Annotated in this window: 27 protein-coding genes, 1 other RNA gene, 1 pseudogene and 1 riboswitch; of the genes and pseudogenes, 6 read left to right on the forward strand and 23 right to left on the reverse strand. The window is 40.5% G+C overall.

Annotated features, from left to right (window positions below):
• From C6Y06_RS09285 to C6Y06_RS09295, 4 genes are all read right to left on the reverse strand, one after another.
• A partial coding sequence (locus C6Y06_RS09285; RefSeq protein WP_189288355.1) for an LXG domain-containing protein occupies window positions 1–627 on the reverse strand: 627 nt, incomplete at its 3' end.
• A gap of 89 nt (window positions 628–716) precedes the next feature.
• Window positions 717–851, reverse strand: coding sequence for a hypothetical protein (locus C6Y06_RS20445; RefSeq protein ID WP_262982702.1), 135 nt, complete (start codon window positions 849–851; stop codon window positions 717–719).
• Window positions 852–1,961 (reverse strand): response regulator aspartate phosphatase, encoded by a 1,110-nt coding sequence (locus C6Y06_RS09290; protein WP_106036815.1) that lies wholly within the window; start codon window positions 1,959–1,961, stop codon window positions 852–854.
• 216 nt (window positions 1,962–2,177) lie between these two features.
• Entirely contained in the window at window positions 2,178–2,600 is a 423-nt protein-coding gene (locus C6Y06_RS09295; protein WP_106036816.1) for a DUF4352 domain-containing protein, read from the reverse strand.
• Window positions 2,601–2,807: 207 nt separating this feature from the next.
• Between C6Y06_RS09295 and C6Y06_RS09300 the strand changes: the two genes are divergently transcribed.
• Window positions 2,808–3,053: a hypothetical protein gene (locus tag C6Y06_RS09300; RefSeq protein ID WP_106036817.1), complete on the forward strand. Its 246-nt coding sequence runs from the start codon at window positions 2,808–2,810 to the stop codon at window positions 3,051–3,053.
• Window positions 3,054–3,111: 58 nt separating this feature from the next.
• Here the strand turns inward: C6Y06_RS09300 and C6Y06_RS09305 are convergent.
• The 12 genes and pseudogenes from C6Y06_RS09305 to C6Y06_RS09360 form a co-directional block, all read right to left on the reverse strand.
• Window positions 3,112–3,504: pseudogene (locus C6Y06_RS09305) on the reverse strand (solute carrier family 23 protein); the annotation flags it as partial.
• Entirely contained in the window at window positions 3,501–4,085 is a 585-nt protein-coding gene (xpt, locus tag C6Y06_RS09310; RefSeq protein WP_034661972.1) for a xanthine phosphoribosyltransferase, read from the reverse strand. The pseudogene C6Y06_RS09305 and the gene xpt, both read right to left, overlap by 4 nt.
• Window positions 4,086–4,203: 118 nt before the next feature.
• Window positions 4,204–4,303: riboswitch (purine riboswitch) on the reverse strand.
• Between the two features lie 136 nt (window positions 4,304–4,439).
• On the reverse strand, window positions 4,440–5,945 hold the full coding sequence (locus C6Y06_RS09315) for a carboxypeptidase M32 (protein WP_034661008.1): 1,506 nt from the start codon (window positions 5,943–5,945) through the stop codon (window positions 4,440–4,442).
• Between the two features lie 127 nt (window positions 5,946–6,072).
• Window positions 6,073–8,004, reverse strand: coding sequence for an ATP-dependent DNA helicase (locus C6Y06_RS09320; protein WP_034661009.1), 1,932 nt, complete (start codon window positions 8,002–8,004; stop codon window positions 6,073–6,075).
• A gap of 74 nt (window positions 8,005–8,078) precedes the next feature.
• Entirely contained in the window at window positions 8,079–8,276 is a 198-nt protein-coding gene (locus C6Y06_RS09325; RefSeq protein ID WP_034661010.1) for a hypothetical protein, read from the reverse strand.
• 107 nt (window positions 8,277–8,383) lie between these two features.
• Window positions 8,384–9,538, reverse strand: a complete 1,155-nt coding sequence (locus tag C6Y06_RS09330; RefSeq protein WP_060596713.1) for a THUMP domain-containing class I SAM-dependent RNA methyltransferase — start codon at window positions 9,536–9,538, stop codon at window positions 8,384–8,386.
• Window positions 9,539–9,646: 108 nt separating this feature from the next.
• Window positions 9,647–10,030, reverse strand: an RNA gene (rnpB, locus tag C6Y06_RS09335) — RNase P RNA component class B.
• 61 nt (window positions 10,031–10,091) lie between these two features.
• Window positions 10,092–10,397 carry a cell division regulator GpsB gene (gpsB, locus tag C6Y06_RS09340; RefSeq protein WP_012010336.1) on the reverse strand — a complete coding sequence of 102 codons (306 nt, stop codon included), beginning with the start codon at window positions 10,395–10,397 and terminating at the stop codon, window positions 10,092–10,094.
• Between the two features lie 75 nt (window positions 10,398–10,472).
• On the reverse strand, window positions 10,473–11,015 hold the full coding sequence (locus tag C6Y06_RS09345; protein WP_060596714.1) for an SLOG family protein: 543 nt from the start codon (window positions 11,013–11,015) through the stop codon (window positions 10,473–10,475).
• A gap of 49 nt (window positions 11,016–11,064) precedes the next feature.
• Complete coding sequence (gene cotD, locus C6Y06_RS09350) at window positions 11,065–11,304, reverse strand: spore coat protein CotD (protein WP_034661015.1); 240 nt, start codon at window positions 11,302–11,304, stop codon at window positions 11,065–11,067.
• 315 nt (window positions 11,305–11,619) lie between these two features.
• A complete protein-coding gene (locus tag C6Y06_RS09355) occupies window positions 11,620–12,867 on the reverse strand; it encodes a ribonuclease H-like domain-containing protein (protein WP_106036818.1) in 1,248 nt (415 codons plus the stop codon).
• Between the two features lie 24 nt (window positions 12,868–12,891).
• Window positions 12,892–15,138, reverse strand: a complete 2,247-nt coding sequence (locus C6Y06_RS09360; RefSeq protein WP_095285318.1) for a DEAD/DEAH box helicase — start codon at window positions 15,136–15,138, stop codon at window positions 12,892–12,894.
• A 160-nt stretch (window positions 15,139–15,298) separates the two neighbouring features.
• Between C6Y06_RS09360 and C6Y06_RS09365 the strand changes: the two genes are divergently transcribed.
• The gene (locus C6Y06_RS09365) at window positions 15,299–16,417 is read left to right on the forward strand and encodes an NADH-dependent flavin oxidoreductase (protein WP_223250492.1); all 1,119 of its coding nucleotides are present in this window, start codon (window positions 15,299–15,301) and stop codon (window positions 16,415–16,417) included.
• Window positions 16,418–16,471: 54 nt separating this feature from the next.
• Here the strand turns inward: C6Y06_RS09365 and C6Y06_RS09370 are convergent, their stop codons facing one another.
• Window positions 16,472–16,978 (reverse strand): PTS sugar transporter subunit IIA, encoded by a 507-nt coding sequence (locus tag C6Y06_RS09370; RefSeq protein WP_060596718.1) that lies wholly within the window; start codon window positions 16,976–16,978, stop codon window positions 16,472–16,474.
• A 167-nt stretch (window positions 16,979–17,145) separates the two neighbouring features.
• On the opposite strand from C6Y06_RS09370, the gene C6Y06_RS09375 reads away from it, so the two are divergent.
• Complete coding sequence (locus C6Y06_RS09375) at window positions 17,146–17,565, forward strand: Hsp20/alpha crystallin family protein (protein WP_060596719.1); 420 nt, start codon at window positions 17,146–17,148, stop codon at window positions 17,563–17,565.
• 20 nt (window positions 17,566–17,585) lie between these two features.
• Here the strand turns inward: C6Y06_RS09375 and C6Y06_RS09380 are convergent, their stop codons facing one another.
• From C6Y06_RS09380 to C6Y06_RS09390, 3 genes are all read right to left on the reverse strand, one after another.
• Window positions 17,586–18,035, reverse strand: coding sequence for a YppG family protein (locus tag C6Y06_RS09380; protein ID WP_106036819.1), 450 nt, complete (start codon window positions 18,033–18,035; stop codon window positions 17,586–17,588).
• Between the two features lie 107 nt (window positions 18,036–18,142).
• The gene (locus C6Y06_RS09385) at window positions 18,143–18,514 is read right to left on the reverse strand and encodes a YppE family protein (RefSeq protein WP_034661025.1); all 372 of its coding nucleotides are present in this window, start codon (window positions 18,512–18,514) and stop codon (window positions 18,143–18,145) included.
• Between the two features lie 58 nt (window positions 18,515–18,572).
• The gene (locus tag C6Y06_RS09390; RefSeq protein WP_223250487.1) at window positions 18,573–18,806 is read right to left on the reverse strand and encodes a DUF5446 family protein; all 234 of its coding nucleotides are present in this window, start codon (window positions 18,804–18,806) and stop codon (window positions 18,573–18,575) included.
• A 196-nt stretch (window positions 18,807–19,002) separates the two neighbouring features.
• On the opposite strand from C6Y06_RS09390, the gene sspM reads away from it, so the two are divergent.
• A complete protein-coding gene (gene sspM / locus C6Y06_RS09395; protein WP_012010346.1) occupies window positions 19,003–19,107 on the forward strand; it encodes an acid-soluble spore protein SspM in 105 nt (34 codons plus the stop codon).
• Between the two features lie 23 nt (window positions 19,108–19,130).
• Here the strand turns inward: sspM and C6Y06_RS09400 are convergent, their stop codons facing one another.
• Window positions 19,131–20,087: a DUF2515 domain-containing protein gene (locus tag C6Y06_RS09400; protein ID WP_060596722.1), complete on the reverse strand. Its 957-nt coding sequence runs from the start codon at window positions 20,085–20,087 to the stop codon at window positions 19,131–19,133.
• Between the two features lie 46 nt (window positions 20,088–20,133).
• On the opposite strand from C6Y06_RS09400, the gene recU reads away from it, so the two are divergent.
• Together recU and C6Y06_RS09410 are read left to right on the forward strand one after the other, a co-directional pair.
• Window positions 20,134–20,745, forward strand: a complete 612-nt coding sequence (recU, locus tag C6Y06_RS09405) for a Holliday junction resolvase RecU (protein ID WP_060596723.1) — start codon at window positions 20,134–20,136, stop codon at window positions 20,743–20,745.
• A 43-nt stretch (window positions 20,746–20,788) separates the two neighbouring features.
• Complete coding sequence (locus tag C6Y06_RS09410) at window positions 20,789–23,500, forward strand: PBP1A family penicillin-binding protein (protein ID WP_106036820.1); 2,712 nt, start codon at window positions 20,789–20,791, stop codon at window positions 23,498–23,500.
• A 35-nt stretch (window positions 23,501–23,535) separates the two neighbouring features.
• Here C6Y06_RS09410 and C6Y06_RS09415 read toward each other — a convergent pair whose 3' ends face one another.
• Window positions 23,536–24,045, reverse strand: a complete 510-nt coding sequence (locus C6Y06_RS09415; RefSeq protein WP_106036821.1) for a YpoC family protein — start codon at window positions 24,043–24,045, stop codon at window positions 23,536–23,538.
• Window positions 24,042–24,704, reverse strand: coding sequence for an endonuclease III (gene nth, locus C6Y06_RS09420; RefSeq protein ID WP_034661035.1), 663 nt, complete (start codon window positions 24,702–24,704; stop codon window positions 24,042–24,044). The genes C6Y06_RS09415 and nth overlap by 4 nt, the downstream gene beginning before the upstream one ends.
• Between the last annotated feature and the right edge of the window lie 14 nt (window positions 24,705–24,718).

Consider the following 24,718-nt stretch of genomic DNA (forward strand, 5'->3'; position numbering starts at 1 on the left):
AAATGCTTTTGCATCATAATACATGGGCTGAGCGTTCTTACCTTTTCCTGTAGCAGCCATCATTTTTGTATAAAAAGTTGCAAGATGTTTCTCAATCGCTTCTGATTTTGCGTATTCTGTTTTTAGGACATGATCTAATGTATGTACAGCCTCAATTGCATCTTTTCTTTTTTTGTTCGCATCATCTAAGTGCTCGTCTACCTCTTTACTTGAAAATACATTCAGTTCTATGAGATCACTGATGTCATCAAAAATAGTAGATAGGGCTTCTTTTTGTTCCTTGACCATATCTTTATTATTCTGAATCCCTTGTTTCAGTTGAGCGTCTAAGAAATGCTCATCAATAAATGTACTCCCGCCTAACGATTCATCATCAAGCTTTCCTTTTACCCCATCTAAAAAAGCTTTTTGCATATCAATAAAATCAAGATAAGTGTCTGTGTATAGTGCAAGATCATTATAAAAAGCTTTGATATTGTCTGCACCTTTTCCAGTAAACTCATCACCTAAATTAGCCACGCCTTGCAATGCTTTTTTTAAGTCTGTTATTTCTTCCCTGAGTTGTTGATATACCTTTGACCTCTTCTCTACAGCTGATATCAGGGAAGGAGCATCTAATATTTTCATATAAAAAAGACTCCTTTTATGGAATATTCTTTTACTAGAATACCATAAGGAGCCTTATACTTTAATCCATTTTATCTAATTTTAACCATTCATCCACCAGAGCTTCCTCTTGATGCGACTGTTTGGACATCTTCATGTAGAGGTTGAATCAAACCATTTGTAAAGAAAAGTGTACCTAGTGCAACTACAGCTATTGATAATGTTATAAAAATAGACTTTTTCATTTATTTCACTCCTTTTCCTACATACTGGCTTGCACGTAAGGCTCTTTTATAGTAATCCAATGATTGTTGCAGCAAGCCTATTCTCTCTAAATATTTCGCCACATCAACTAAGATTTCCTCTAAATCAACCCACACTCCTTTTTCTTCAAGTTCAGAGCACAGGGTGGTAATATTATTTATTTGAGACTCAGTAACATCATAAGCAAGCTCTTTTAATAATTTAAATTTAATCTGAAAGATTTCATGTCCAACTTGTTCAGATAAACTATACCCTTGGTCAATTAATTCTATTGCTTCTTTACTTTGAGTGGAAATTTCAACTCTAGATAATTCGTACAAACATCTCAATTTCAATAAATCTTGGTTTTCAACTTCTCTGTAGCTCAAGGTACGTCTATATAGTTTAGAAGCATCTGTGTAATTGCCTTTTTTACTTTCCAAAAATCCCATACTGTAGTAAAGGTGTATGATTAAGTGATTATCGGCTATACTCTTAATCATTTCCTCTGCTTCAATAAAGAGGTCACTTGCATCATCATACTTAAATTGATCTATTAAGTTTAGTGCGTGAAGCAACCTACAGTTGATTTGTCTTTTGACATAAGTTTCATGCGCATTAAATGTATCTGAAGCGATTTGAGCATGATATTTAGATAGGAAAGTCATTTTCAAATCATAGAAAAGAACAGCTAATTTATAATGAAATTCAGCTTTTTCTATTTCATCTTCAACAAAAGCTAATTTCTTTTCAGCAATTCTGAAATAACTTAAAGCCTTATCGTAGTCTTGCAAGTAATCATGATATATCCCATTGTAAAAATAAAAGTAATAAGACATGAGTTTATTTGTTTTTTCTTCTTCTCCGTCTGGTGCGTTTCTCTCAAAGAACGGCTTGTCTAAATTTCTGCTAATATTCTGAAGTATCAGCTTAAGTCTAAAACTTAATAGTTGATAATACAAAAGAATGTCCTGATTTTCTTCCATCGATTCAATAGCACTGTCTATATCATCTTGCATTTCAATAGCTGCTGATAAATCCCCTTTTTGTATGGCAAGATTCCAAGTGTTCAACATGTTTCCTACCTCTTGAGAGGCAATTAACCTTGTCATCCCGTTACCCCCTTGTAAACAATTCCTTTGTATAATTTTAACATGGAATTTACAACATATGTAAAGTTGGGTTGCTCATTTTAAAAGTTTTCGGTATACCGCAATCGAGGTGTTTTACTTGGTTTGCTGTGCTTGAATAATCAATGAGACAACATTTTGAACAGATCATTTTAATTTAAACAAAAAAGGATGCGAAAAATTAGCATCCTTCAATCTTTAAAAACTATCGATTTCGACTATTATTTCTTTTTCTCCGAAATTTGGAGAATACATTAAGTAATACCTAACTCTCTCTTTAACATCAAAATGTACTTTGCTTGCTTTTTTGTCGACCAAGAAAAATTCATCTTCTTTATTTGCGAAGTAATAAGGGTAGACTTTTCCTTCATCATCTTTTAGCTTGAAATCTCCAGGTGTAAGACTTAGTCTCTCTTCGTCTAATTCAAATGTGAGTACATAGTCATTTTTCACATGCATAAACTCATTAGGTTCGGTCTTATATACCCTACTTACTTTAAATGATTTTCCATCTACTTGAATTAACTCATTTAAACGGTGAACTTCAGGTTCTCCTTTGTTTAGTTTCATTCCCATTTCTATATTAATGCCGTACTTTTTAAATTTAAAATTCTTTTCCATTATCATTCCCTCTTCCCAACACTATAATGTCAATCGGTGTTTTGCATAAATCGATTTTGAAGTTACTGCTTATTATATCAAAGGATCGGCTTTTATTAACATTGAATGTGTTCAGAATGAAAGATATGTTTTATGCAGAAATAATCATTTAATAAAATACAAATTACATACATATGTGGTATCATAGATTAAGGGGAGGTGAAAATGATGACCGAGTACATACATAACGAAATTTCCACAAATGATTTTATCAAATCGAGTTACATACGTGTTCGAAAGTTTATTGAGAAGACCTTAGATTCTTTAGAAATTGATGAGGCAGAAAGTGTTTCCAAGTATTCTAAAGGAGGTTATAACATAACAGTTTATTCAAGTAACAAGCCCTCTGATGAAGCTTTGGTTCAAACCAATCGAGCAGTCAATCAATTTATGAACAACTTATCTATAGACTAGAGCCTATTGCACGGCTCTTTTTTCATGCAAACTTATGTTGTACTCAAACTATATTCCTTACGACAGACCCTGTCACAACAGGCGGGAAAAATTTCACAAGCTTCCCAAAGAAAAAGGAAAGAAGAATGATGATACATCCAGAAGCGATAATACTTCCATAGATAGACGAAATTCCATATTTAGAGCCAATCGCAATCATAGGAGAAACCGCAGTAAATGTACAGCCTAATACAACAGGCAGACCGATACCAAAGAAACGGTTTTTCCAAACTTGAAGGAGCGTGGCAGCCCCGCACATGAAAATATCTGCCGAGATTAAGTAAGTCAGCTGTGCAGGGGTGAGGCCGAGCGCATCTCCCACAATGAGCGGCACAAGAACGGCACCTGCATACATCGCCAGCACATGCTGAATCCCTAGCGAGAGCGTTTTGGCTTTTTTAGCGGCACTCATGATTGTACCTCCCGTACAAACGTGACTTTCCCTTCCTCAAGTGATTCAATACGTGCAAGGGACTCGACGCGGTAGCCCATTTGAACAAGCGCATTCCTTCCGGGCTGAAATGACTTTTCAATGACAATGCCAAATCCGGCTACTTTCGCCTTCGCCTGCTTTGCGATTGCGGCAAGCCCTTTAGCGGCTTCACCGTTCGCTAAAAAGTCATCAATGATTAATACACAATCTTTTTCACTGAGATGCGTATTTGAAACAGCGATCGTGCTTTCTACTTTTTTCGTAAAAGAGTACACACTCGCTGTTAATAGGTTATCTGTTAGTGTTAGTGATTGACGTTTTCGAGCAAAGACAACTGGTACTTGAAGAGCTAGTCCAGCCATCACAGCAGGTGCAATGCCAGAAGATTCGATTGTGACAATTTTTGTAATACCATCATGCTTGAATAATCTAGCAAACTCTTGCCCGATCTCATGCATTAACACAGGATCAATTTGATGATTTAAAAAGGCATCTACCTTTAACACTTGATTTGACAGAACGATTCCTTCGTTCTCAATTTTTTGACGTAACAATTCCATCATTCTTCCTCCCAGCATATTGGCAAACATTTTCATTTTTTGCATAAAAAAAGCATTGCTGTCCATGAGGAGCAAGCAATGCGAAAACGATCCACGGATCTTCAGCTCAAACAAGAGCTGTTTCATTTTGCTCACTCATAGTCGGACTGTATCGGTGTCCGGTAGAAACTTGCGTGCCATCATCACGCGATTATATGAGTGTTATAGTGTTCAAATTATAACAAGATTTCAGACGCTTGGAAAGCACTTTTCCAGAAAAATACCGAACTTAAATAATAGATCAGATCAAAACGTTCGTTTTTAGAATATTCAAGCATCAAAAAAGCACCCTTCTGAGCAAAGGGTGCCTTTTATTTAAGATAAATACAATTTCGTATATTTATCTGTTAAATAATCGATTAAATATTGCACATTTAATTCCTCACCAGTCGCATCTTGAATGATTTCAGATGGTTTTTTGCGTTTTCCATGCTGGTGAACATGTTCTGTGAGCCATTCTTTTATCGGTGCAAAAGACCCGTTTTGAATCAGCTCATCAAAATTCGGTAAATCTTTGATCATTTGGTGCTTTAGTTGCGCCGCATACATATAACCAAGCGCATATGAAGGGAAATATCCAAAGCTTCCATCAGACCAGTGAACATCCTGCAAAATGCCGAGTGCATCATTAGGAGGCGTAATGCCAAGATACGCTTTATATTTTTCATTCCACAGTGCAGGCAGGTCTTCAACTGCTACTTCTTCATTAAAAATCGCTTTTTCAATTTCATAGCGGATGATAATGTGAAGCGGATACGTCAGTTCATCTGCCTCAATTCGAATGTAAGTCGGCTTCGATTCATTCACTGCATGCACAAAGTCTTCTAAAGAGACATCTTTAAATTGCTCAGGAGACGCTTCTTGCAGCTTATGATAATACGTTTTCCAGAAATCTTCATGTCTGCCGATAAAATTCTCAAAGAAAAGAGACTGTGATTCATGGATCCCCATTGATGTGCCATCACATAATAGCGTTCCGCTCAGTGCCTCATCAATGTTTTGCTCGTAGATGGCATGACCACACTCATGAATCGTGCCAAAGATCGCCATCCGAAAATCATGCTCATCATAACGGGTCGTCACACGAACGTCCCCTCTGCTCAATGTCACAGCAAACGGATGAACCGTTGTATCCAGACGTCCTGCGTCAAAGTCATACCCCAATTCTTTTAAGAAGAAGAGACTCAGTTCCTTTTGTTTGTCGATCGGAAAACTTTTCGATAAAAATGAAGTATCCGGCTTATGAGGAGAGGCTTCGATTTTTTTCACGAGAGGAACAATGGCATCACGAAGTGCACCAAACTTTTGATCGAGCTGTTCAACTGTCATATCTGGCTCATAGTTATTGAGCAGCACATCGTATGGCGTTTGTTTCACGCCCCAATATTGAATAAAGCGCTTGTTAAAATCAATGAGCTGTTTTAAGTATGGTGCAAAGAGTGAAAAGTCTGATTTCTCCCTTGCTTCTACCCAGACATGCTCTGCTTTTGATTGCAAAATCGAGTATTCTTTAAATTCTTCTTTCGGAATTTTGCTGTTTTCATCATACTCTTTTTGTGATAATTCGAGCGCCTTTTGTGTATCTTTTGACAGCTCATCTCGATGTTTGTTTAATGCGTGAAGAAGATCTCTCATTTCATCAGAAGTCTTCATATTAAAAATATCACTTGATAATTGACCGATGGTTTCAGCTCTGAAATCGGCGCTTTTTTTAGGCGCCTGTGTTCTAGAGTCCCAATAAAGTAAATGGAGCGCCTCCGTATAATGGGCGATTTTTCCTAGTAATTGATAAAACGCTTTCTCTTTTGCTTCAAGACTCATACGTTTGTTCCCCCAATCAATAAAATATGTATGTACGTTTCAAGGCTACTTCAAGGAATGTTCTTTTGTCAATGAAAAAGGAGGATACTCAGATGGTATCCTCCTCTTTTCCTCGTTCGGGCGTTATTTAGATGATTGGCTTGACTGGCAGAACGGATTCAATTTTACTTTGAAGCTCTGTATCTTCCTTACGGTCAAAATAAATATGAATGGTTCCTGCATCTTGGCTTGTCCGAATCAGCCTTCCAATACCTTGTCGCAAGCGCAGCAGCATATACGGAAGGTCAACTTCAGCACGAGCATCCTTTGCTTCATTCCGTTTTGCCTCAAATACCGGATCATGAGGCGGGTAAGGAAGTCCCCAGATGATCACATTTGTTAGTGATTGTCCTGGAATATCCAGCCCTTCCCAAAGGTGAACAGAGCATAACACGGATGTCTCATCTGCTTGGAACTTTTGAACAATCGTGCTGATTTCCTCGTCTCCCTCAAAATACACGTGGAAAGGCAGTGATTCATCCGATGCCTCAAGCTGCTTTCTAAAGAAATGAAGTTCATCAAATGAAGGGAACAAAATCAGAGATCGTCCTCCGTTTTCTTTCAGCTGAGTGATCACTTGCTGTCCTTTTGCCTCTTGCTCTTGAAGCTGCTGAATCCCGTGGAAATAAATCTTCATTTGCTCATCGTAATCATACGGAGAAGCGACACTCATTGATAAATAATCTTTGATCCCAAGACTTTCAGCTAAATAATCAAAGGATTGATTTTCAGACAATGTAGCAGAAGAGAAAATGTATGGTCTTTTTTGCGAGAATACTTTTTCACCAAGCACCTCTGCGACTGTCTTTGGCATCACAACAAATGTCGTATCTAACTCCTGCTTTTCAAGCCAGCTAATCGCATTTTTTTGATATAGCGACAGAGAATACGCCATTTGTTCAATGTACTCTTCCACAACAGACAATTCGTATTGATCGATTGTATACATCTCTGATTCAAACACGAGTGCTTCTCCGATTTTTTCAAGCAAATCACACAATTCACTTGCAGACCGCTTCACTTCATCCACACGTCCAATTTCAAGTCGATGCGAGCCCTTGATTTCTTTGGCATGTGTTTTTAAGAGATAGAAGAACTCATCGTTTGTGGCAAGTGCATCTTCAACGAGCTCGGCAAACTCTTCACGTATATCGTTTTGCAACAGGCGCTCTAAAAATGTTTCGAGCATTGATTGCTTCACTCGGTACGTCAGTGCTTTTTGTGCGGCAAATTCAAGAAGGTGCCCTTCATCAAATACGACGGAGCTATGTTCTGGAAGCAGCGGAAGCTGGCCCTCGCGTTTGCGGGATTCCTTCGTCCACACATGCTCCATGTAAAAATCATGAGAACAGATGATGAGATCGGTTGCTTTCCGGTAATGATCTCTTGATAAATTCAGACCGCAGCGATGACGCATATCGCACGTCAAGCAGTCTTGAAACGAGTCATAGCCAATGCGTGACCATTCATCATTTGATAGTTCTGGATACTCTTTTCGATCACCATACGGATAAAAGTTTTGCATGCCATGTGATTCATGAACAAATGAAGGAAGCGATTCATAAATATCGAGCCACTTCTCATCATCTTCACGCTGCATGGTTTTCTCTAGTTTCTTTAAGCATAAATATTGGTCATGCGATTTACTTAATCTCGCATCTATTTGAATATCAAGGTGATTGGCAATTTTATAGATATCACCCTCTTGTTTCACCAGCTGTTCAATTAACGTTTCGTCTGCACATGCAATAATCGCAGGTTTCCCTGTATACCTTGCATATGTGACCGCAAATAATAGATAGACGATGGTTTTGCCTGTGCCTACCCCAGCTTCGGCAAACATCACACTTTTTTCTTTAAAGGCTCTTTCTAGTTGAAAAGCCATAAATATTTGTTCATCTCGAAGATCAAAGCCCTTTTCTGGCAAAATGTCATAGAACACATCACCAATCCAGTTGCCCAGTTCTTCGTAAAAATTATGTTCTTTTGATAATGAAAAAGGCAAACGAGATGCTGTCACCTGCTTCAACCCCCAACTTTTGAATCATTCAGACATTCAATAGTAACATTTATGCTGGGGAATGACAATCTTTTTTACGACCGCAAACGATGTTGATAGGTTTCTTTCATTAAAAATGCATGCTCTGAACGCTCTATGTAAGCCTGAGCAAGCGCTAAATCTTCGATGGCTGCTGTCAACTGAGCAGATTGTCCACCTTCTTGCCCTTCAATTTTTTGAGCAGTCGAAGCAAGTGCTTTTTGGATTAACTGAAATTGATCATATTGTATCATGGAGACACCTCTTTTTTTAAAATCAAGTTCAGTTTATTCCGTCCCGTGAAGGTTTATACCTTTCTGCGATAAAAAAAGCCACACCTTCTGTAGGTGTGACCATTTTTTTATGATTCAGTTGTCTGTTTTCTAGGCGGGCGTTTTCCCCAATATTGGTAATAGTCTGTTTTAATAAAACCATTAAACAGTTTTCTCTTTTTCGTTGCTTTTCTGCCGAAGCACTCTTCGAACTTTTCGTGTGACGTTAAGATGTAAATGGACCAAGTATCTAGGCTCTTAAATGCTTCGCCCATTCCTTGATACATTTTTTCAACAGCTGGTTTATCACTGAGTCGTTCTCCGTAAGGCGGATTTCCGACAATCACACCATACTCTTCTTTCGTTTGAAAGTCTTTCACTTGCATTTGTTTAAATTGAATCAATTCACTTAGACCAGCTTCTTCAGCATTCATTTGTGCAATGTCTACCATCCGATGGTCGATATCACTTGCAATAATGTGGAGCGGCTGATCATAGTTTGCTTTTTCTTCCACTTCGTGACGCGCTTTGTTCCAAACGTCTTCACCAATCCATTCCCATGACTCGGACGCAAATTCCCGGTTAAATCCTGGGGCAATGTTTTGTCCTATCATGGCCGCTTCAATAGCGATTGTTCCTGACCCGCAGAAAGGGTCAACAAACGGACGGTCAGGTGTCCAGTTTGTTAATAGCACGAGTGCAGCCGCAAGGGTTTCTTTAATAGGTGCTCCGCCTTGATCCATGCGGTACCCTCGTTTATGAAGACCCACACCAGATGTATCAAGCGTGAGCACAGCTTTATCTTTTAAAAGGGCAACCTCAATTTTATACTCAGGTCCTGTTTCTTCAAGCCATTCAGACTGTATGTTGTAAGAGGAAATGAGCTTTTGCGCGATCGCCTTTTTGACGATACGCTGACAATCCGGCACACTGGCAAGCTGTGATTTCACAGATTTACCGATGACAGGGAACGTGCTGTTTTTCGGTAAAAAAGCGGACCAGTCAATCGCCTTCGTCCGTTCAAACAGCTCATCGAATGTTTTTGCCGAAAATTCAGCTACTTGTACCTTAATCCGGTCTGCTGTACGCAGCCAAAGGTTCGCACGGCAAATCGCAAGAGCATCCCCCTCGAAAATCACTTTTCCATTGTCTACTGTGCAGTCATAGCCAAGGTCTCTTACTTCTTTTGCAACAATCGCTTCAATTCCCATTGGAGCTGTTGCGATGAGTGTATAGGTTTTCATTGTTTTATCACCTGTTTTCTCGTCCTTTTATGTATTCAAGATAAAAGCTCTCCATATGTTGAATAGGAGAGCTTTGTTTTCATCATGTTTATAATAACGGATATAACGTTCTGTAAGCCATGTTTTGTTCCATCGTACTGCAAACGGCAAATGCCTCGTACTCAGGTGGTAATCATCTATCTACAGAATACTCTGTCCTTCTCTCCGTTTGGTTCCTTTGAGAAAGTTCCCCTACCAAGTTTGGGTTTCTCGCTCGAGGGGTTTACCGCGTTCCACTCTCACCATTTCTAGTGAGACTTCGTCACTGTGGCACTTTCAAGGATACTTTGCCATATCCTAAAAGGACGTAGGCATTTTTCCTGCCGTCAGCCTTTCCCAGGCTGCCCTGGCTTATTTTTTCGCCAGGCACGAACACTACGGGCATCTCAGCACCGTGCGAGCATGGACTTTCCTCTGCAATGTCTAAAAGCATTGCAGCGATTACCCGAACGTTAATCAATAATCGTTATTATAAACGACAATGACATCAGGCACAAGCTTTTTTCAGCAAGGCTCAATCATAAAGTTTGCTGCCGAAAACGTGTTTCTCAAGGTTAGATAGTCTTTTTAAAATATCAAAGTTTGTTGTATTAGACTGTGCAGGCTGTCTTTTTCCTTGCTCAACGGCTTCTTCAAGCTGTTTAGACAAATGGAGGTTTTCTTGTTGAAGCTTTTCGATTTCTTGGTTGAATGTCTCATAGTCTTTAATGACCATATCTAAAAATTTATCGACTTCTTCTTGTTTGTATCCTCTGACACCTGTTTTAAATTCTTTTTCTAAAATTTCTTTCGCAGAAAGCTTTACTTTATCAGCAAGCATCTTTTTCACCTCATATCGTGAATTCATAGTATATTTTTTCAGAAATACGTGACGTTGTCAAATTTTCTCTTGCTTTTAGTCAAAAAACGGATCTTCTGCCTCAACTTGCGCTCTCAAATCATCCATTGTGATGTACATAATGGGGTAATCGGTATAGGTTTCCGCTTCTTTGATCATGTACTTTGGCGAGCCATCATGCTCAGGATCATAAAGGGCGAGAAGGCCATCTGTTTTTTCAATAAAAAAACGGTTCTTTTGTTTAAATTGTGCCGGACTTTCATACGGTCTATGCGTGACACTTTCTACAAAATCGGCCTGTGCAAGAATCCCTTCATACAACTCTTTGTTTTGTTCATTCCAGCGCTCTTCCTGTTCATAAAATGGTGTAATGACGGCCAGTTTTAACGCTGGATACTCCTCTTGAAGCTCAAATACCACTTCGGCAGTCCAGATTTCTGCCCCAAGCTGGCCTGATATGAGAACCCATTCCAGGCCTTCTTCAATCAGGGCTGTCAGCCTTTTTTGAAGCTCCGCTTTTATGTATTGAAGTGCAGGCTCGTCTTGTTTGAATATCCCAAGCTCAAATGGCTTGTACCCTGTGACAGCAATAATTTTCATTTTTTCACCTGCTTTTAAAAAAAGGGACTTCTAAAAGTCCCATTTCACTTTATCTGTTACAGCAAGGTCCACCGCAGTTAAAGTGTTGATGTGTTGCCGGGTCCACCTGAGAAAACGTATGCGGGAAGTAGTGAACATGTTTGAAATTTTGATGGTGAACATTTGTCACATGCTGCGGATGGATATGCGGCACAATTGTTGTTGAATCGCTGTGTGTACAGCAATGATTTGTCGGATGAACAATTGGCTGTGTAACATTCGGCTGGCAATGATGATGATGATGGTACATGTAGCATTCCCCTCTCCTTAATTTTCTTACATTAACAATGTATGAATTAAGAGGTGTACATGTACTAATGCATTAACCTATTTTAAAAGTTTGCAAGAAAAACATCCTTATAGTTTGAAAACACAAAAGCGACCAAAATGACAACAAGAAAAAACAAGTAGAAAAGACCCTTATACATGCTCTACGCTCCTCATTCAATATCTAACGTTATTTTACAGGATTCGTGACTTTTCTACAATAAAAGTGCTAAACAATTTTTATTTTCGGCCGAGAGCCGAACGTTGTCATGTTTTGCGCTTTCCCGGGCAATAATGTTCATTGCCCAGCTTTTCTCAAGAGCCGTTTTTTTCGCTTCTCAAGTTCTTCCGTGTCTCGCTGACTTAACGATGAGAAAGATAATAACGATTCAGTGATGGATAGAGCTGACCTTGCATTTTTTTGACGATGCTCTTTACACTTCGCAAGCTCTATACCCGCTTTTAATGCTAAATGGACATCGCTTGATTTAAATAATTTTTCCCATATTTGAACCGCTTCATCCCACTCGTTTTGTCGTTTATATTGTAAGGAAAGATCATAAGACGCCTGATTCGCATGCTCAAAATCAGCATCCGTTAATTTTTGCAAATGCTTCGTTGCTTCCTGTACATCACGATGAGCAAGATGCCACCTGGCGAGCGCATACTTCTCATTGTGTTCCTTTACCGCATCCTCAGATAGTATTTTTTTGGATAGATGAATGTAGAGGCTGATTAACGATAAGACGTCTAGTTCATTATGAGTCAAGATCCCTTCAATCAGCTTCGGATTTTGTTCCTTTAAAAAATGAAAATAAATCATCGGTGCCAAAAACCCCGGCGTGTCGTTTTCACGATGCACGTGCAGCTCTTCTTTTTCCACAACGGATAGCGCCATTCGTTCATATTTATGCTTCCACAATCGTCTAGATCCGTGCAGAAGATCAAAATGTCCGAATTCAGGAAGTGCAGGGATTTGATCTCGTAAGAGCGTATGTCTCGTTTTCACTTGCGGCCAGTCGAACGATTTACCATTATATGTAACCAATGATTCTACGTTTACTTCATCGAGAAAGCTTTTGTACAGAGCCGCTTCATTTCCTGGATTGGTGAGCAGGTGCTGTTTCACCACCACTTTGTCGGAAAAGACACGTGCATGTCCAAGCAAGAAAATCATATTTCCCGTACCGCCAGATAATCCTGTTGTTTCTGTATCAAAGAAAAACAGCTCGTGCGGCTCGTACCCTTTAGCCGATAGCGAATGCTGGATGCCGCTTTCGTTCCATGCCTCGATGATCTTCGGCAGTTCCGCAAACGAATAGCGCCCATGCTGATCTTCTAATGAATAGGTGACTTCCCGAATCAGACAAAAGGAACCCTCAAAGTGATAAGGAGATACACCTAATGTTTCCCATTCTTTTAAAAATGGGATATTTTCTGAAGTCACAGGCTGTGGTTGTCCTTCTAAAGTTTTCTGCCGGTTTTCATGTGTCTGATTGTGCGATAGGTGCTTCTTCATTCTGTTTAATTTCCCTTTTAAAGACATGAGCAGGTGTCCCCCTCCTTTCCCTTAAAATACGGACATCAATTCAACGATGCTGCTTTTTCCGCTCACCTCTTTCATTTCCATGCCAATGCAGGATGGACAGCCATTTTCACAGCGGCACCGCTCAATCAGCTGAATGGCTGCGCCTGCTATTTCATCGAAACGAGCTTGTACTTCCTTGCTTAAGCCGATTCCGCCAGGGTAGTGGTCATATAAAAAGACCGTCGGTTTTCCGGTATGTGCCGCTTTAATTTGTGAAACAACATGAATATCAGAACGGTCACACATCACAAAAGCAGGTACAATGTGCTGAAGAACATTTGCGATGCCAAGCAGCAGCTGTTCAAGTGTTTTCTCTTCAAATCTCCGCTCTGCTTCATGTAATTCAAACCAAGCAGCACTCGTATGAATTTCTTCTTCCGGCAAGTGAATCGGTCCAGAGCCGATATTTTCACCGGTACTTAGCCGGATTTTTTTAAAAATCGTCGGCATTGCGTTGACAGTCACATCACCGTAGTGAACAGATACGGCTTCCTTCTCTGTCGTCTGATCGATTTCAAGCACCTTAAGTTGAACAGCTAAATTCGCATCCGTATAATATTCTACATCTACTTGTTTCACATAAGCCTTCAGATGCTCGTAATCTAGCTTTTCCACTTGATACTGAACCCCTTCGTGTAAATAAATGGCTTCATCATGAAGCAGCGTCATCGCACTGAATCGATCCATCTCTCCAATAATCCGAACATTCGCCACATCTGATTGATCCACAATCACCACATTTTCCTGGCTTGCAGACCGGAGGCTGATGCCATGCGCTGGGAACGATTGATCTGACCAATAATACCGGTTCCCGCTAAAATGAAGAACACCTTCCTCATGTAAGTATTGCAAAATCTCTTCTACCTCCATGCCGCCAAACTGTTCATCCTCCCGAAACGGAAGCTCGTAAGATGCACATTTTAGATGATCCACTAAGATAATGAGGTTTTCAGGGTTGATTCTGGCAGCTTCAGGCGGCCTGTTAAAGAAATATTCAGGGTGTCTGACAATATATTGATCAAGAGGTGAGGAGCTTGCCACCATAATTATGAGTGCTTCCTCATGACGCCTTCCAGCTCGTCCTGCCTGCTGCCATGTACTCGCTACACTGCCAGGATACCCTGTCATGATACAGACCTTTAGCTGACCTATATCCACTCCTAATTCTAGTGCGTTTGTGCTGACGACACCTAGAATGTCTCCTTCTCTCAATCCTTTTTCAATCACTCGCCGCTCTTTTGGTAAATAGCCTCCGCGATATCCACGAATCGATTTTGGACCGATCTCTTTTTTCACTAGCTCTTGAATATGGCTTAAAATCACTTCAACTCTTACTCTGCTTCTAGCAAAAACAATCGTTTGGATTTTTTCTTTCAAAAAAGTTTTTGCCAATTGATTGACAACAGTGGCGGCACTTTGTCTAATATTTAATGGTTTATTCACAACTGGCGGGTTGTAAAACACAAAATTCTTTTTACCGCTAGGTGCCCCGTTTCGTTCAATCAGATGCACCTTGCTCCCCGTTAGCTGCTGCGCTAGCTCTTTTGGATTCGCAATCGTTGCGGAAGTACAAATAAAAACCGGTTCACTTCCATAAAATGCACAAATTCGTTTTAACCTGCGAATCACATTGGCCACATGACTGCCAAATACACCTCGATATGTATGAAGCTCATCAATGACAATATACTTCAAATTCTCAAACAAGCTGACCCATTTCGTATGATGAGGCAAAATGGCTGAATGCAGCATATCCGGGTTTGTGATGACAATATGTCCTGCTTGTCTGACTCGCTGCCGAATGGCCGGAGAGGTGTCTCCGTCATATGTTTCACTATGAATCGGAACATCCATCTCGTGGATGATCTCGTTAAGTTCACTTTTTTGATCTTGTGCGAGCGCTTTTGTTGGGAATAAATAAAGGGAGCGGCTTGTCTGATCTTCTGCGATCGACTGTAGGACAGGCAAATTGTAGCAAAGCGTTTTACCTGAAGCTGTTGGTGTGACAGTTACCACATGATCTCCATCCATCACACGTTCAAAGGCTTCCTTTTGATGAATGTAGAGTTCGCTCACGCCTCGTTTCTCAAGCGCCTTTTTCAGCCTGTCGTTCACTCTTTCAGGAACCGGAGAGGTCTGTGCAGGCTTCGCATCAATTTCATGCCAATGTTCTACCTGTTCGTCTTTCTTTAATTCTTCTATGAGTTCGTTCATTGTTTTCTTTTTCATATCGCATCACCTCTCTTACATAGTGTACCGAATATTTGTTTGCATGACTAGGCGGCAATTTTTTGATGCGCAGCCTATGAGCAAATACTTTGAAGTGTTGTAACAGTATCTATTACACTTCTATAGTGAAATGATTTTATCAAGGAAGAAGATGATGAGAGTGAAAAACGAATTTAAGCCTTTATTTGAACCATTTACGTTTCCAGGAGGTGCGTCTATTGATGGCCGGTTAGTCGTTGCGCCAATGACACACTTCGGTTCTCACGAGGATGGCACCATTTCTAAAGAGGAAATTGATTTCATTACAGCTAGATCAAGTGATATGGGCATGGTGATCACAGCATGTGCAAACGTGACTCCAGATGGTAAGGCATTTGAAGGACAGCCTTCTATTGCAAGAGATGAAGATATACCTGGCCTGAAAAAACTTGCTTCTGCGATTCAGGCAAAGGGAACAAAAGCCATCATTCAAATTCATCACGGCGGTTCTCAGGCTCTCCCTCACTTAGTTCCAAACGGTGATGTGGTTGCGCCAAGTGATGTGTTTAAAGATGGAAAGCAGATTGCACGCGCTTTAAAAGAAGAGGAAATTGTCCATATCATTGACTCTTTTAAAGAAGCGGCAAGACGAGCGGTTCAAGCAGGGTTTGACGGCGTGGAAATCCACGGTGCAAATGGTTATCTATTACAGCAATTTTACTCTCCGCATAGCAATCAGCGGACAGATCAGTGGGGAGGAAATGAAGAAAAGCGTCTAGCCTTCCCTATCGCTATTGTGGATGCAGTCAAAGAGGCAATCGAAAAGCATGCAACAAAACCGTTTATCTTTGGATATCGATTATCCCCAGAAGAACCAGAAACACCTGGTTTAACAATGACAGAGACGTTTACCTTAGTGGATGTTCTCAAAACAAAAAACCTCGATTATTTGCATATCTCTTTAATGGAGATTGACTCTAAAGCAAGACGTGGTGCAGATACTCATAAGACACGTATGGAGCTGCTAAAAGAACGCTGCGGCGATACCCTTCCGCTCATCGGTGTGGGCAGCGTCATTACAGCCGAAGATGCACTAAGTGCTTATAATCAAGGAATTCCGCTTATCGCTGTCGCACGAGAGCTGATCGTCGACCCAGATTGGGCAAAGAAGATTAAAGAAGGCAGAGAAAGCGAGATTGAAACTGTCATTAAACGCAGCCAAAAAGATAAGTATTTGATTCCAGAAGGATTGTGGTCTGTCATGGAAGCGAGTCAAGGCTGGGTTCCGATGGAAGATTAATGTCATCAAAAAAACTACCCTCATACGATTGGGTAGTTTTTTTGTGATTCCTGATTATTTTAGTTTAACGGTAAAAAGCTTAGAAGTCTGTTTTTCTACAGGTCCCTTTGGTTCTTTATCAAGATGCTCGATCAAGTCACCATTCATAATGACAATCGGAGTCACTGTACTTGCCGCTTTCTCTTCAATCAGTTCTAAATCACACGTAATGAGAGGGTCACCGATCTTCACTTTATCCCCTTCTTTTATGTGCGCTTCAAATCCTTCACCATTTAATCCCACTGTTTCAAGCCCGATATGAATCAGAAGCTCAAGCCCTGAGAGTGTTCGAATGCCAATTGCATGTTTTGTATGGAAGAGCTGGATGATTTCACCCTCTACTGGTGACACAATCGTGCCACTTTTTGGTTTTACTGCTACGCCGTCTCCCATCATCTTTTGAGAAAAAACAGGGTCTGGTACATCCGTCATATCCATTAACTCTCCATCAGCTGGAGAATAAATGATTTCTTCCTTTACATCATCTTGGTTTTTTCCGAAACCGAATAATTTTTTCAGCAATGTCAATTGCTCCCTTCAAGCTTTGCTTCTAGTTCTATTCCGCGTATGAAACGCTGCGCTCATACACCTTGCTTCATTCAACACTATTTAATCATAATTTTTTCCTCTCATCAATTGATAACCGCCTGAGCCCTTTCTGCATAGGCTGTAGATGAGAGGTGATTCAAATGAAACATGAAGGCGAAAAGAAACATGAATTGCTGGCAAATGAAGATATTCTCAATGAAGCGATTGAACAATTTTTCGCATCCTCCCCGTTTCACGAGATAATAAATAGTGCGGAGGCGCTCATGACCACATCACATTCACTTGCATCGATTACGACCGATGTGACAGAGGATGAGCAGTTTGTGTATATCGAGATCCAATTTCCCGACCATTTTGTCGAAGGGGATATCGCGCTAGAAGTAAAAGCCCAATATTTACACTTATCCGTGCAGGAAACAATCAAAACGGATACAACTTCCTCGTATTCGAGCTTTACCAAAACCATTTTAATGCCGGCAAAAATAGATGAAACGAACATGAAGAGCGTGTGGAAAGATCAAACGCTTCGTGTGACGGCACCAAAGCAAACTACCCAATAGGTCCATCTATTGGGTTTTAACTATGCTTTAAAAATGCTTGTAAATCCTTTCGCTAATGAACCTACTTGATTCATCGTACTCATCATTTGCCCAGCTGTATCAAACATTTTGTTAAAGTCGTATTGTCCATTCGTTTTTTTGAATTGTGACAGCACACTTTTAAATTGAGATGATTGCTGTTTTTGCGGTCTTGGCAAAGGATAAGGGTTCATAGGCTGCTGCATGGGCATCATGCCTGGTGGCGGCATCTGGGGTTGATTGATCGCTTCAGGCGGATGAAAAGGCGGCACATTTTCTTGGTATCCATAAGGCGGCTGATAGACAGCAGATGGTGCCTGGCTCATTCCACCTTGATGTGGCGGCATGAAATATTCTGGAGGCTGCGGAGGCTGCTGCATATCTGGATACGGAAAAGGCCCTCGATTGAATGGATTGAATTCATAAGGCTGCTGGTTTGAATAAGGGATCATATATCTCGCTCCTCTCGCTCTCAACACATAGAGATGTCACTCATATATTATGATCAAGAACAGAAGATGTGCCTAAAGCAGCCATAAGAAAAACGCAGCATATGTCTTCAGCTGCGCTTGTTGATTTCTTCTATTAAAAGGTTCAGTGTGTAAATCACTGACTCAACTAAATTTTTCACACGGGGTGCATGCTGTTTGCCAAAATAAGATTGCAGGACAACCTCTTTTCCATTTTCTTTGACGGCTTCAAGCTGTTCTTGGTGTAAATATCTAGGTTTGACCAGATGAATAAACGAGATCGCAGCAGTGAGCCACTCTTCCATTTTCTGATCAAATGTCTCAACGGCCGGCTGAATGTCCGTGTGAAAATCATATACGGGGTATTCCTCTTCAGCCTTTCCCTTTTGGTACTGCTCATACGCCTCTTCGATCCATATTCTCAGATCTTGTGTATGTTCAAGTAATGTTTGATTATCCAAAATGTTCACCTCTATGAACCATCCTATCAAACGTTTACTTATTGCTCAAATAGAAAAGCTATCCGGCGTGATATGCCGGTCTTGCCGCCAGTTTATACTCAGCCGCGTGAATCTTCACTTCACAGTCCTTTACTTCTGATTCAAGCCGGTCTATCATTTGTTCTTGCTCCTCTATGGCTGCACGTTTTGTTTGGTTCACAGCAAGAGACAGTTCTTCTTCCACCGCATCAATTTTCCGCTCGATTTCCTCTAATAACTGCATAATGGATTCTTTTGATACAAATTCGCTCATCATCAGATTCCTCCTTTATCGTCTCTCGTTACATTCTCTTTTCTTTCACACCCTCCTTCACACATGACAAAACTAGAAGCAAATCGCCAATCTAAGTGTAGATGAGCGCTATTTCTTCCTTTTCGACATATGCTTGTCCTTCTTTGTATGATTGCGTCCGATTGTGTAAATTCTAAGGACAAAGGAGGTAGATTTCATGAAAAAGCAGCCAGCACCAAAAGAGCAAAAGCCAAAAGGGAAAGAAAACAGTACAGATCAGCTTGATAAAAAGCTCGGCGGTCCTAATCGACCATCCACGTAAAAAAAGCAGGTACCCCCTGCTTTTTATTTATGCAAAAAATAGTGCTCTAATGAGAAAAGAAAACGAAGCTGTCTTTTTTTATGAAAATACCAGTCGGTCAGCTCAATTTGTTTTGGTAACGTTTCTGCATCAAATAAGGATGGGCTCAATTTCTTTTGAAACCAATCGTCCCTTTGATCGTCTAATGAATGTGTCATCACCGGATAAACTGTTCGAAGAAAAGGTGTTGACCTCCTAGCGATCCCTAAAAACGGCTCAAAATCAAACCGTGATCCGGTATGCGGAACGGTATGCAAAAAATGATAAAAATCCGAAAATAAATCGGCTCGAAATAATAGTTTCGCTAGTTTTTTTCCTAATGTAATACGCTCCTTTACGCGGGAAAACTTCCGTATGGTTAACCCGTACAAATGCCCGTCCACCGTTGGAAAAACAACGGTTTGGAAATGTCCCCACTCGCTGAACAGATATTGAATCGAGTGAAAAACATTCTTTTTCAGAAGAGGATTTTGTATAATAGGAGATTGTATAGTATATTGTTCATTTATGATGAGTGCATAAAGCAGGCGCTCTGTGTCACCCTTTAGCCAAAAACGTTCCCACTCAGTGCTCATAAAACGAGAAACAGAAAAATATGGAAGCAGATGGAACAAGGGTTTGCTGCACCGCTTAGACCATTCATACAAAAGAAGCTGAGGGTAAGCATCCGAAAAGATCAGCCAATTCGCTCTTTCATATGCTGTGAAAAAAAGGTGCCCCTGCTGATCTGTTAAACCTGGATGGAAGAGCTCACCCTTAAGATCCGTCATAGACCATCCAGCATTTCTCGAGACAAAGGAAGCAAGCAGCGACCATTTCATCTCTGGATGGCGGTCATAAAAGCGTTTGTAAGCATTTGTCCTCGTCAGGTTGTCTTTATTTTTTGCTTTCGTTTCACGCAATATATACTGAGTGATGATGTGCTCTTCTTGTGACAACATAGTAATCTCTCCAATACAAAATGCATTAAAAGGAGGCTGAAACTTGATGATTCGGTATCCAAACGGAAAATCGTATCAGCCCATTCAACAAATTGGGACAAAAAAAAGAATCAGCGGCGAATCCTCTTATAGTAACCGCGGGATGACGCTTGAGGCTGACTTAAATGAAACCAACCAGTACTATTTGGTCAACGGGATCGCAGTCATTCATAAAAAGCCTACCCCCGTTCAGATTGTGAATGTGGATTATCCAAAAAGAAGCGCTGCTGTTATCAAAGAAGCCTATTTTAAACAATCATCCACAACAGACTATAATGGAGTGTACAAAGGGCGCTATATCGATTTTGAAGCAAAGGAAACCAAAAGCACCACCTCGTTTCCACTCAAAAATTTTCACGATCATCAAATTGAGCATATGAAACAGGTAGAAAAGCAAGGCGGTATTTGTTTCGTTATTATATCCGCATTTGGCTCCGTTTATTATTTGTCCGCTTCAGATCTCTTTTTCTTCTGGGAGCGGCAGCAGCAAAACGGCCGGAAATCCATTAGCAAAGACGAATTAATGGAAGCTGGCCACTTAATGACACTTGGATATTCGCCAAGAATTGATTATATTAAAGTAGTGGAGACACTTCATTTTTCGGATGAAAGTGAGTAGCAATGACGTTCGAAAAAGGTTTAACACGAAAGGTTGAGATGTGATGTCTGATCAATTTACAAGTCGTGAACAGCGACGTAAAGCAAGTCAAGAAAACAATAAGAAGCAAAAGAACAAAAAAGGCAAAAAGAAAGCAGGTCTATTTAAAAAAATATTTTTATCTTTACTCGTGATCGGTCTTCTTTGTGTAGTTGCCGGAATCACAACTTTTGCCGTTTTTGCATCAAGCGCTCCTTCTATTGATGATAGTAAGCTCAAAACACCGTATTCTTCAAAGCTTTATGACAAAGACAAGAAAGTGTTTGCAGAAGTAGGTGCGGAAAAAAGAACGTATGTCTCGATTAAAGATATACCCGATGTGGTAAAAGAAGCATTTATTGCAACTGAAGATGCACGTTTTTATAAACACCACGGGATTGATCCAATCCGTATCGGCGGTGCCCTTGTCGCAAACGTCGAGGACGGCTTTGGAGCTGAAGGTGGAAGTACGATTACACAGCAAGTTGTGAAAAACTCTCTACTTAACAATCAAAAAACGTTAAAACGTAAAGTACAGGAAGTATGGCTCTCGATTCAGCTTGAGCAAAAATACTCTAAAGATGAAATTTTAGAAATGTATTTAAACCGTATTTTCTTCTCGCCTTATGCTTATGGTGTTGGGAAAGCGGCAGAACAATTTTTCGGCGTGACAGATTTAAATAAACTAACTGTTGCACAGGCTGCCACACTTGCAGGTATGCCGCAAAGTCCTTCTGCCTATAACCCAGTGAAAAATCCCGAGGCAGCGGAAAAACGCCGTAATATCGTTTTAGGCCTCATGAAAAAACAAGGCTACATTTCAGAGAAAGACTATGAGGATGCAAAAGCTACCCCTGTCAGCAAGACGGTCGTCTCAGCTGATAAATATAAGAGCCAGAACTCAAGTAAGTACTCTGCTTATATTGAAGAAGTCATGGAAGAAGTACAGAAAAAAGCCAAAGTGGATGTATCAACAGATGGATTAAAAATCTATACTTCACTCGATCGAAAAGCACAGGATCACCTAGATGATATTATCAATGGGGATTCAGTTGGTTTTACGAAAGGTATGCAGGCGGGTGTCACCCTGCTTGATACGAAAAATGGCGAAATCCGAGCTATTGGCGGTGGACGTGATGTACCAGCCGGCGGCTTTAACTATGCGACAGATGCAAAACGTCAGCCAGGTTCAACAATCAAACCAATTTTAGATTACGGTCCTGTCATTGAAAACAAAAAATGGTCTACGTATCAGCAAATTGATGATGCGCCATATACGTACTCAGATGGTACACCGATTAATAACTTTGACAGAAGACATTTAGGGAAAATGTCCATGAGAAGTGCTTTGGCACAATCACGTAACATCCCTGCACTCAAAGCATTCCAAGAAGCTGGTTCAACTAATGCAGCTCAATTTGCCAATAATTTAGGCATGGACTTACCTTCTGATATTCCAGAGTCTTATTCAATTGGTGGATTTGGAGATGGTGTGTCTTCATTAAAAATGGCAGGTGCATTTAGTGCATTCGGTAATAACGGATACTATAACGAACCGCATGCTGTCACGTCTGTTGAATTTAATGACGGTACAAAGCTTGACCTTACGCCAGATTCCAAAGCGGCTATGAGTGATTACACAGCATTTATGGTCACAGATATGCTAAAAACTGCTGTCCAATCTGGAACTGGGACACTTGCACAAGTACCAAACGTTCAAGTAGCTGGTAAAACAGGTACAACGAACTTTGAACAAGATGATATTAATAAACACAATATTCCTTCTGGCGGTGCGAAAGATTCGTGGTTTGTTGGTTATACGCCGCAATATACAGCAGCCGTTTGGACTGGAATTGGTAACTCAAAAGATGCGGACGGCAAAATATGGCTCACAAATTATGAACAGCGTGTTGCCAAACTCGTCTTCCAGCGATTAATTTCTCAAATTGATGATGGAAGCGGCTCATTTGAAAAACCAGACAGTGTCGTTGAAGCTACGGTTGAAAAAGGATCGGATCCAGCGAAATTAGCCGGACCAAATACACCGAGCGAAAAGAAGACAACAGAATACTTTGTCAAAGGAACGGTTCCGACAAAAGTGTCTGACACATATGAGAAAAAAGAAGCCGATAAGCCTTCTGACTTAAAAGCGGTGTATGATGAAGAGAAAAAATCCATCACACTGTCTTGGGGCTATGATGACGACGCAGATGCTACATTTAATGTAAAACAAGCGGTTGATAACGGCGGCTATAAAGAGATTCAAAACAGTTCTGCTAAAGAAGCGGTCATCTCTGATGTGAAGCCTGGCTCTACTTATAAATTCCAAGTGACAGCCACTGTAGAGGATGTCACAAGTAAAGCAGCTTCTACCTTCCTCACCATCAAGGATGATGAAGATGAGGAAGAAAAAGCAGATGATGAGAATAAAGAAGAAGAAGAACCGCAGCAGCCTGACGACGAGCAGACAGACCAGACTGACGATAACAAAAATCAACCCCCAGGCACTGACGAGCAAAAGCCAGATGATAAAAAAGATCAAGATAAGGATAAGGATCAGGATCAAGGCGGAAATACGGAAAATGGAAATAATGGTTCTTCCGATGATGGCTCAGACAGTACAAATGGGAACTCACAAACTGACAATAATAAAGATAAAAAGAAAGATGATGCGAAAACAAACTCTCAAAGCTCAAATTCGCAATCAAATTCTCCTAGTCGAAAAGAAAATGAATAATGAAAAAGCACTTGCCCATATGGCAAGTGCTTTTTTTAACGGTTTTGTCTGATCTTTTTAAGTGCTTCATGTTTTCCATACTGCTTTTTTAGTTCCGTGTATAGCTCGTCCAGTTGAATAAAGCAATGATATTGAGTTGGTTTTAGCAAAATGAACTCTAAACGTTCTGTCCAATTAATTGGAGCTACAGGAAAAGTCTCTTGCTTGATATGTTCCCATTCAAGCGTTTGAAGTCTCTCCCCTTTGATCCAGTAAAACATCGCAATCATACTGACAATACCTTGCAGCATATCATCTTCTTCACACCGGGACTTTCTTGTTTGAAAACGAGGAAGCATTTTTTCTTTTAATTCATTCCACAGTTCGAACATCACAGGAACAAATTCTTCTGTTTTCTGCCATGGAAGCTCATCTGTTAAAAGTTCTGATGATAGATCATATGCGAGTGGATGATCTCTAAGTATGTCTACTCGATCGCCTTTCATCTCTACCTTTTTCCCTTTTAGCTTTTCGACATATGAGGTAAAAACAGCTGCCCCGCTCATGCCAGCTTCACCAATCCTTTTTTCAGCCTCTTCTGCCCTTCTCTACACATATCAAGAAGCGGACAGGACTCGCACTGCGGCCGCTGCGCCTTGCAGTGATATCTGCCAAAAAAGATTAGGCGGTGATGCGTCACAGACCAATCTTCTTCTGGCACCTTTTTCATTAAGGTTTGCTCTACTTCAAGAACAGAATCCTTCCACCGGCAAATCCCAAGACGCTTACTAACTCGTTCTACGTGTGTATCTACAGCAATGGCCGGCACTCCAAAAGCGACAGATACGACGACATTTGCTGTTTTCCGGCCCACCCCAGGAAGCTTCACAAGCTCGTCCCGATCCTTTGGTACTTCACCGCCATATTCTTCAATCAGCATTTTACTCAACTTTTGAATGTTTTTAGCTTTATTGCGATAAAGGCCAATCGAACGAATATCTTGCTGCAATTCTTCAAGCGGTACACTTAAATAGTCTTCTGGTGTTTGATATTTTTGAAATAACGTTTTGGTGACTTTGTTGACAAGCACGTCTGTACACTGCGCAGAGAGTGCCACAGCGATCACAAGTTCAAATGGATTGGAATGAACAAGCTCACACTCAGCCTCTGGAAACATATCTCCTATAATATCTAAACATTCATTGATTTGTTTTTTTGATAACATGACTTCTCCTTTAT

It is taken from the genome of Bacillus sp. MZGC1, from assembly GCF_002998605.1.
GTDB lineage: Bacteria > Bacillota > Bacilli > Bacillales > Bacillaceae > Bacillus.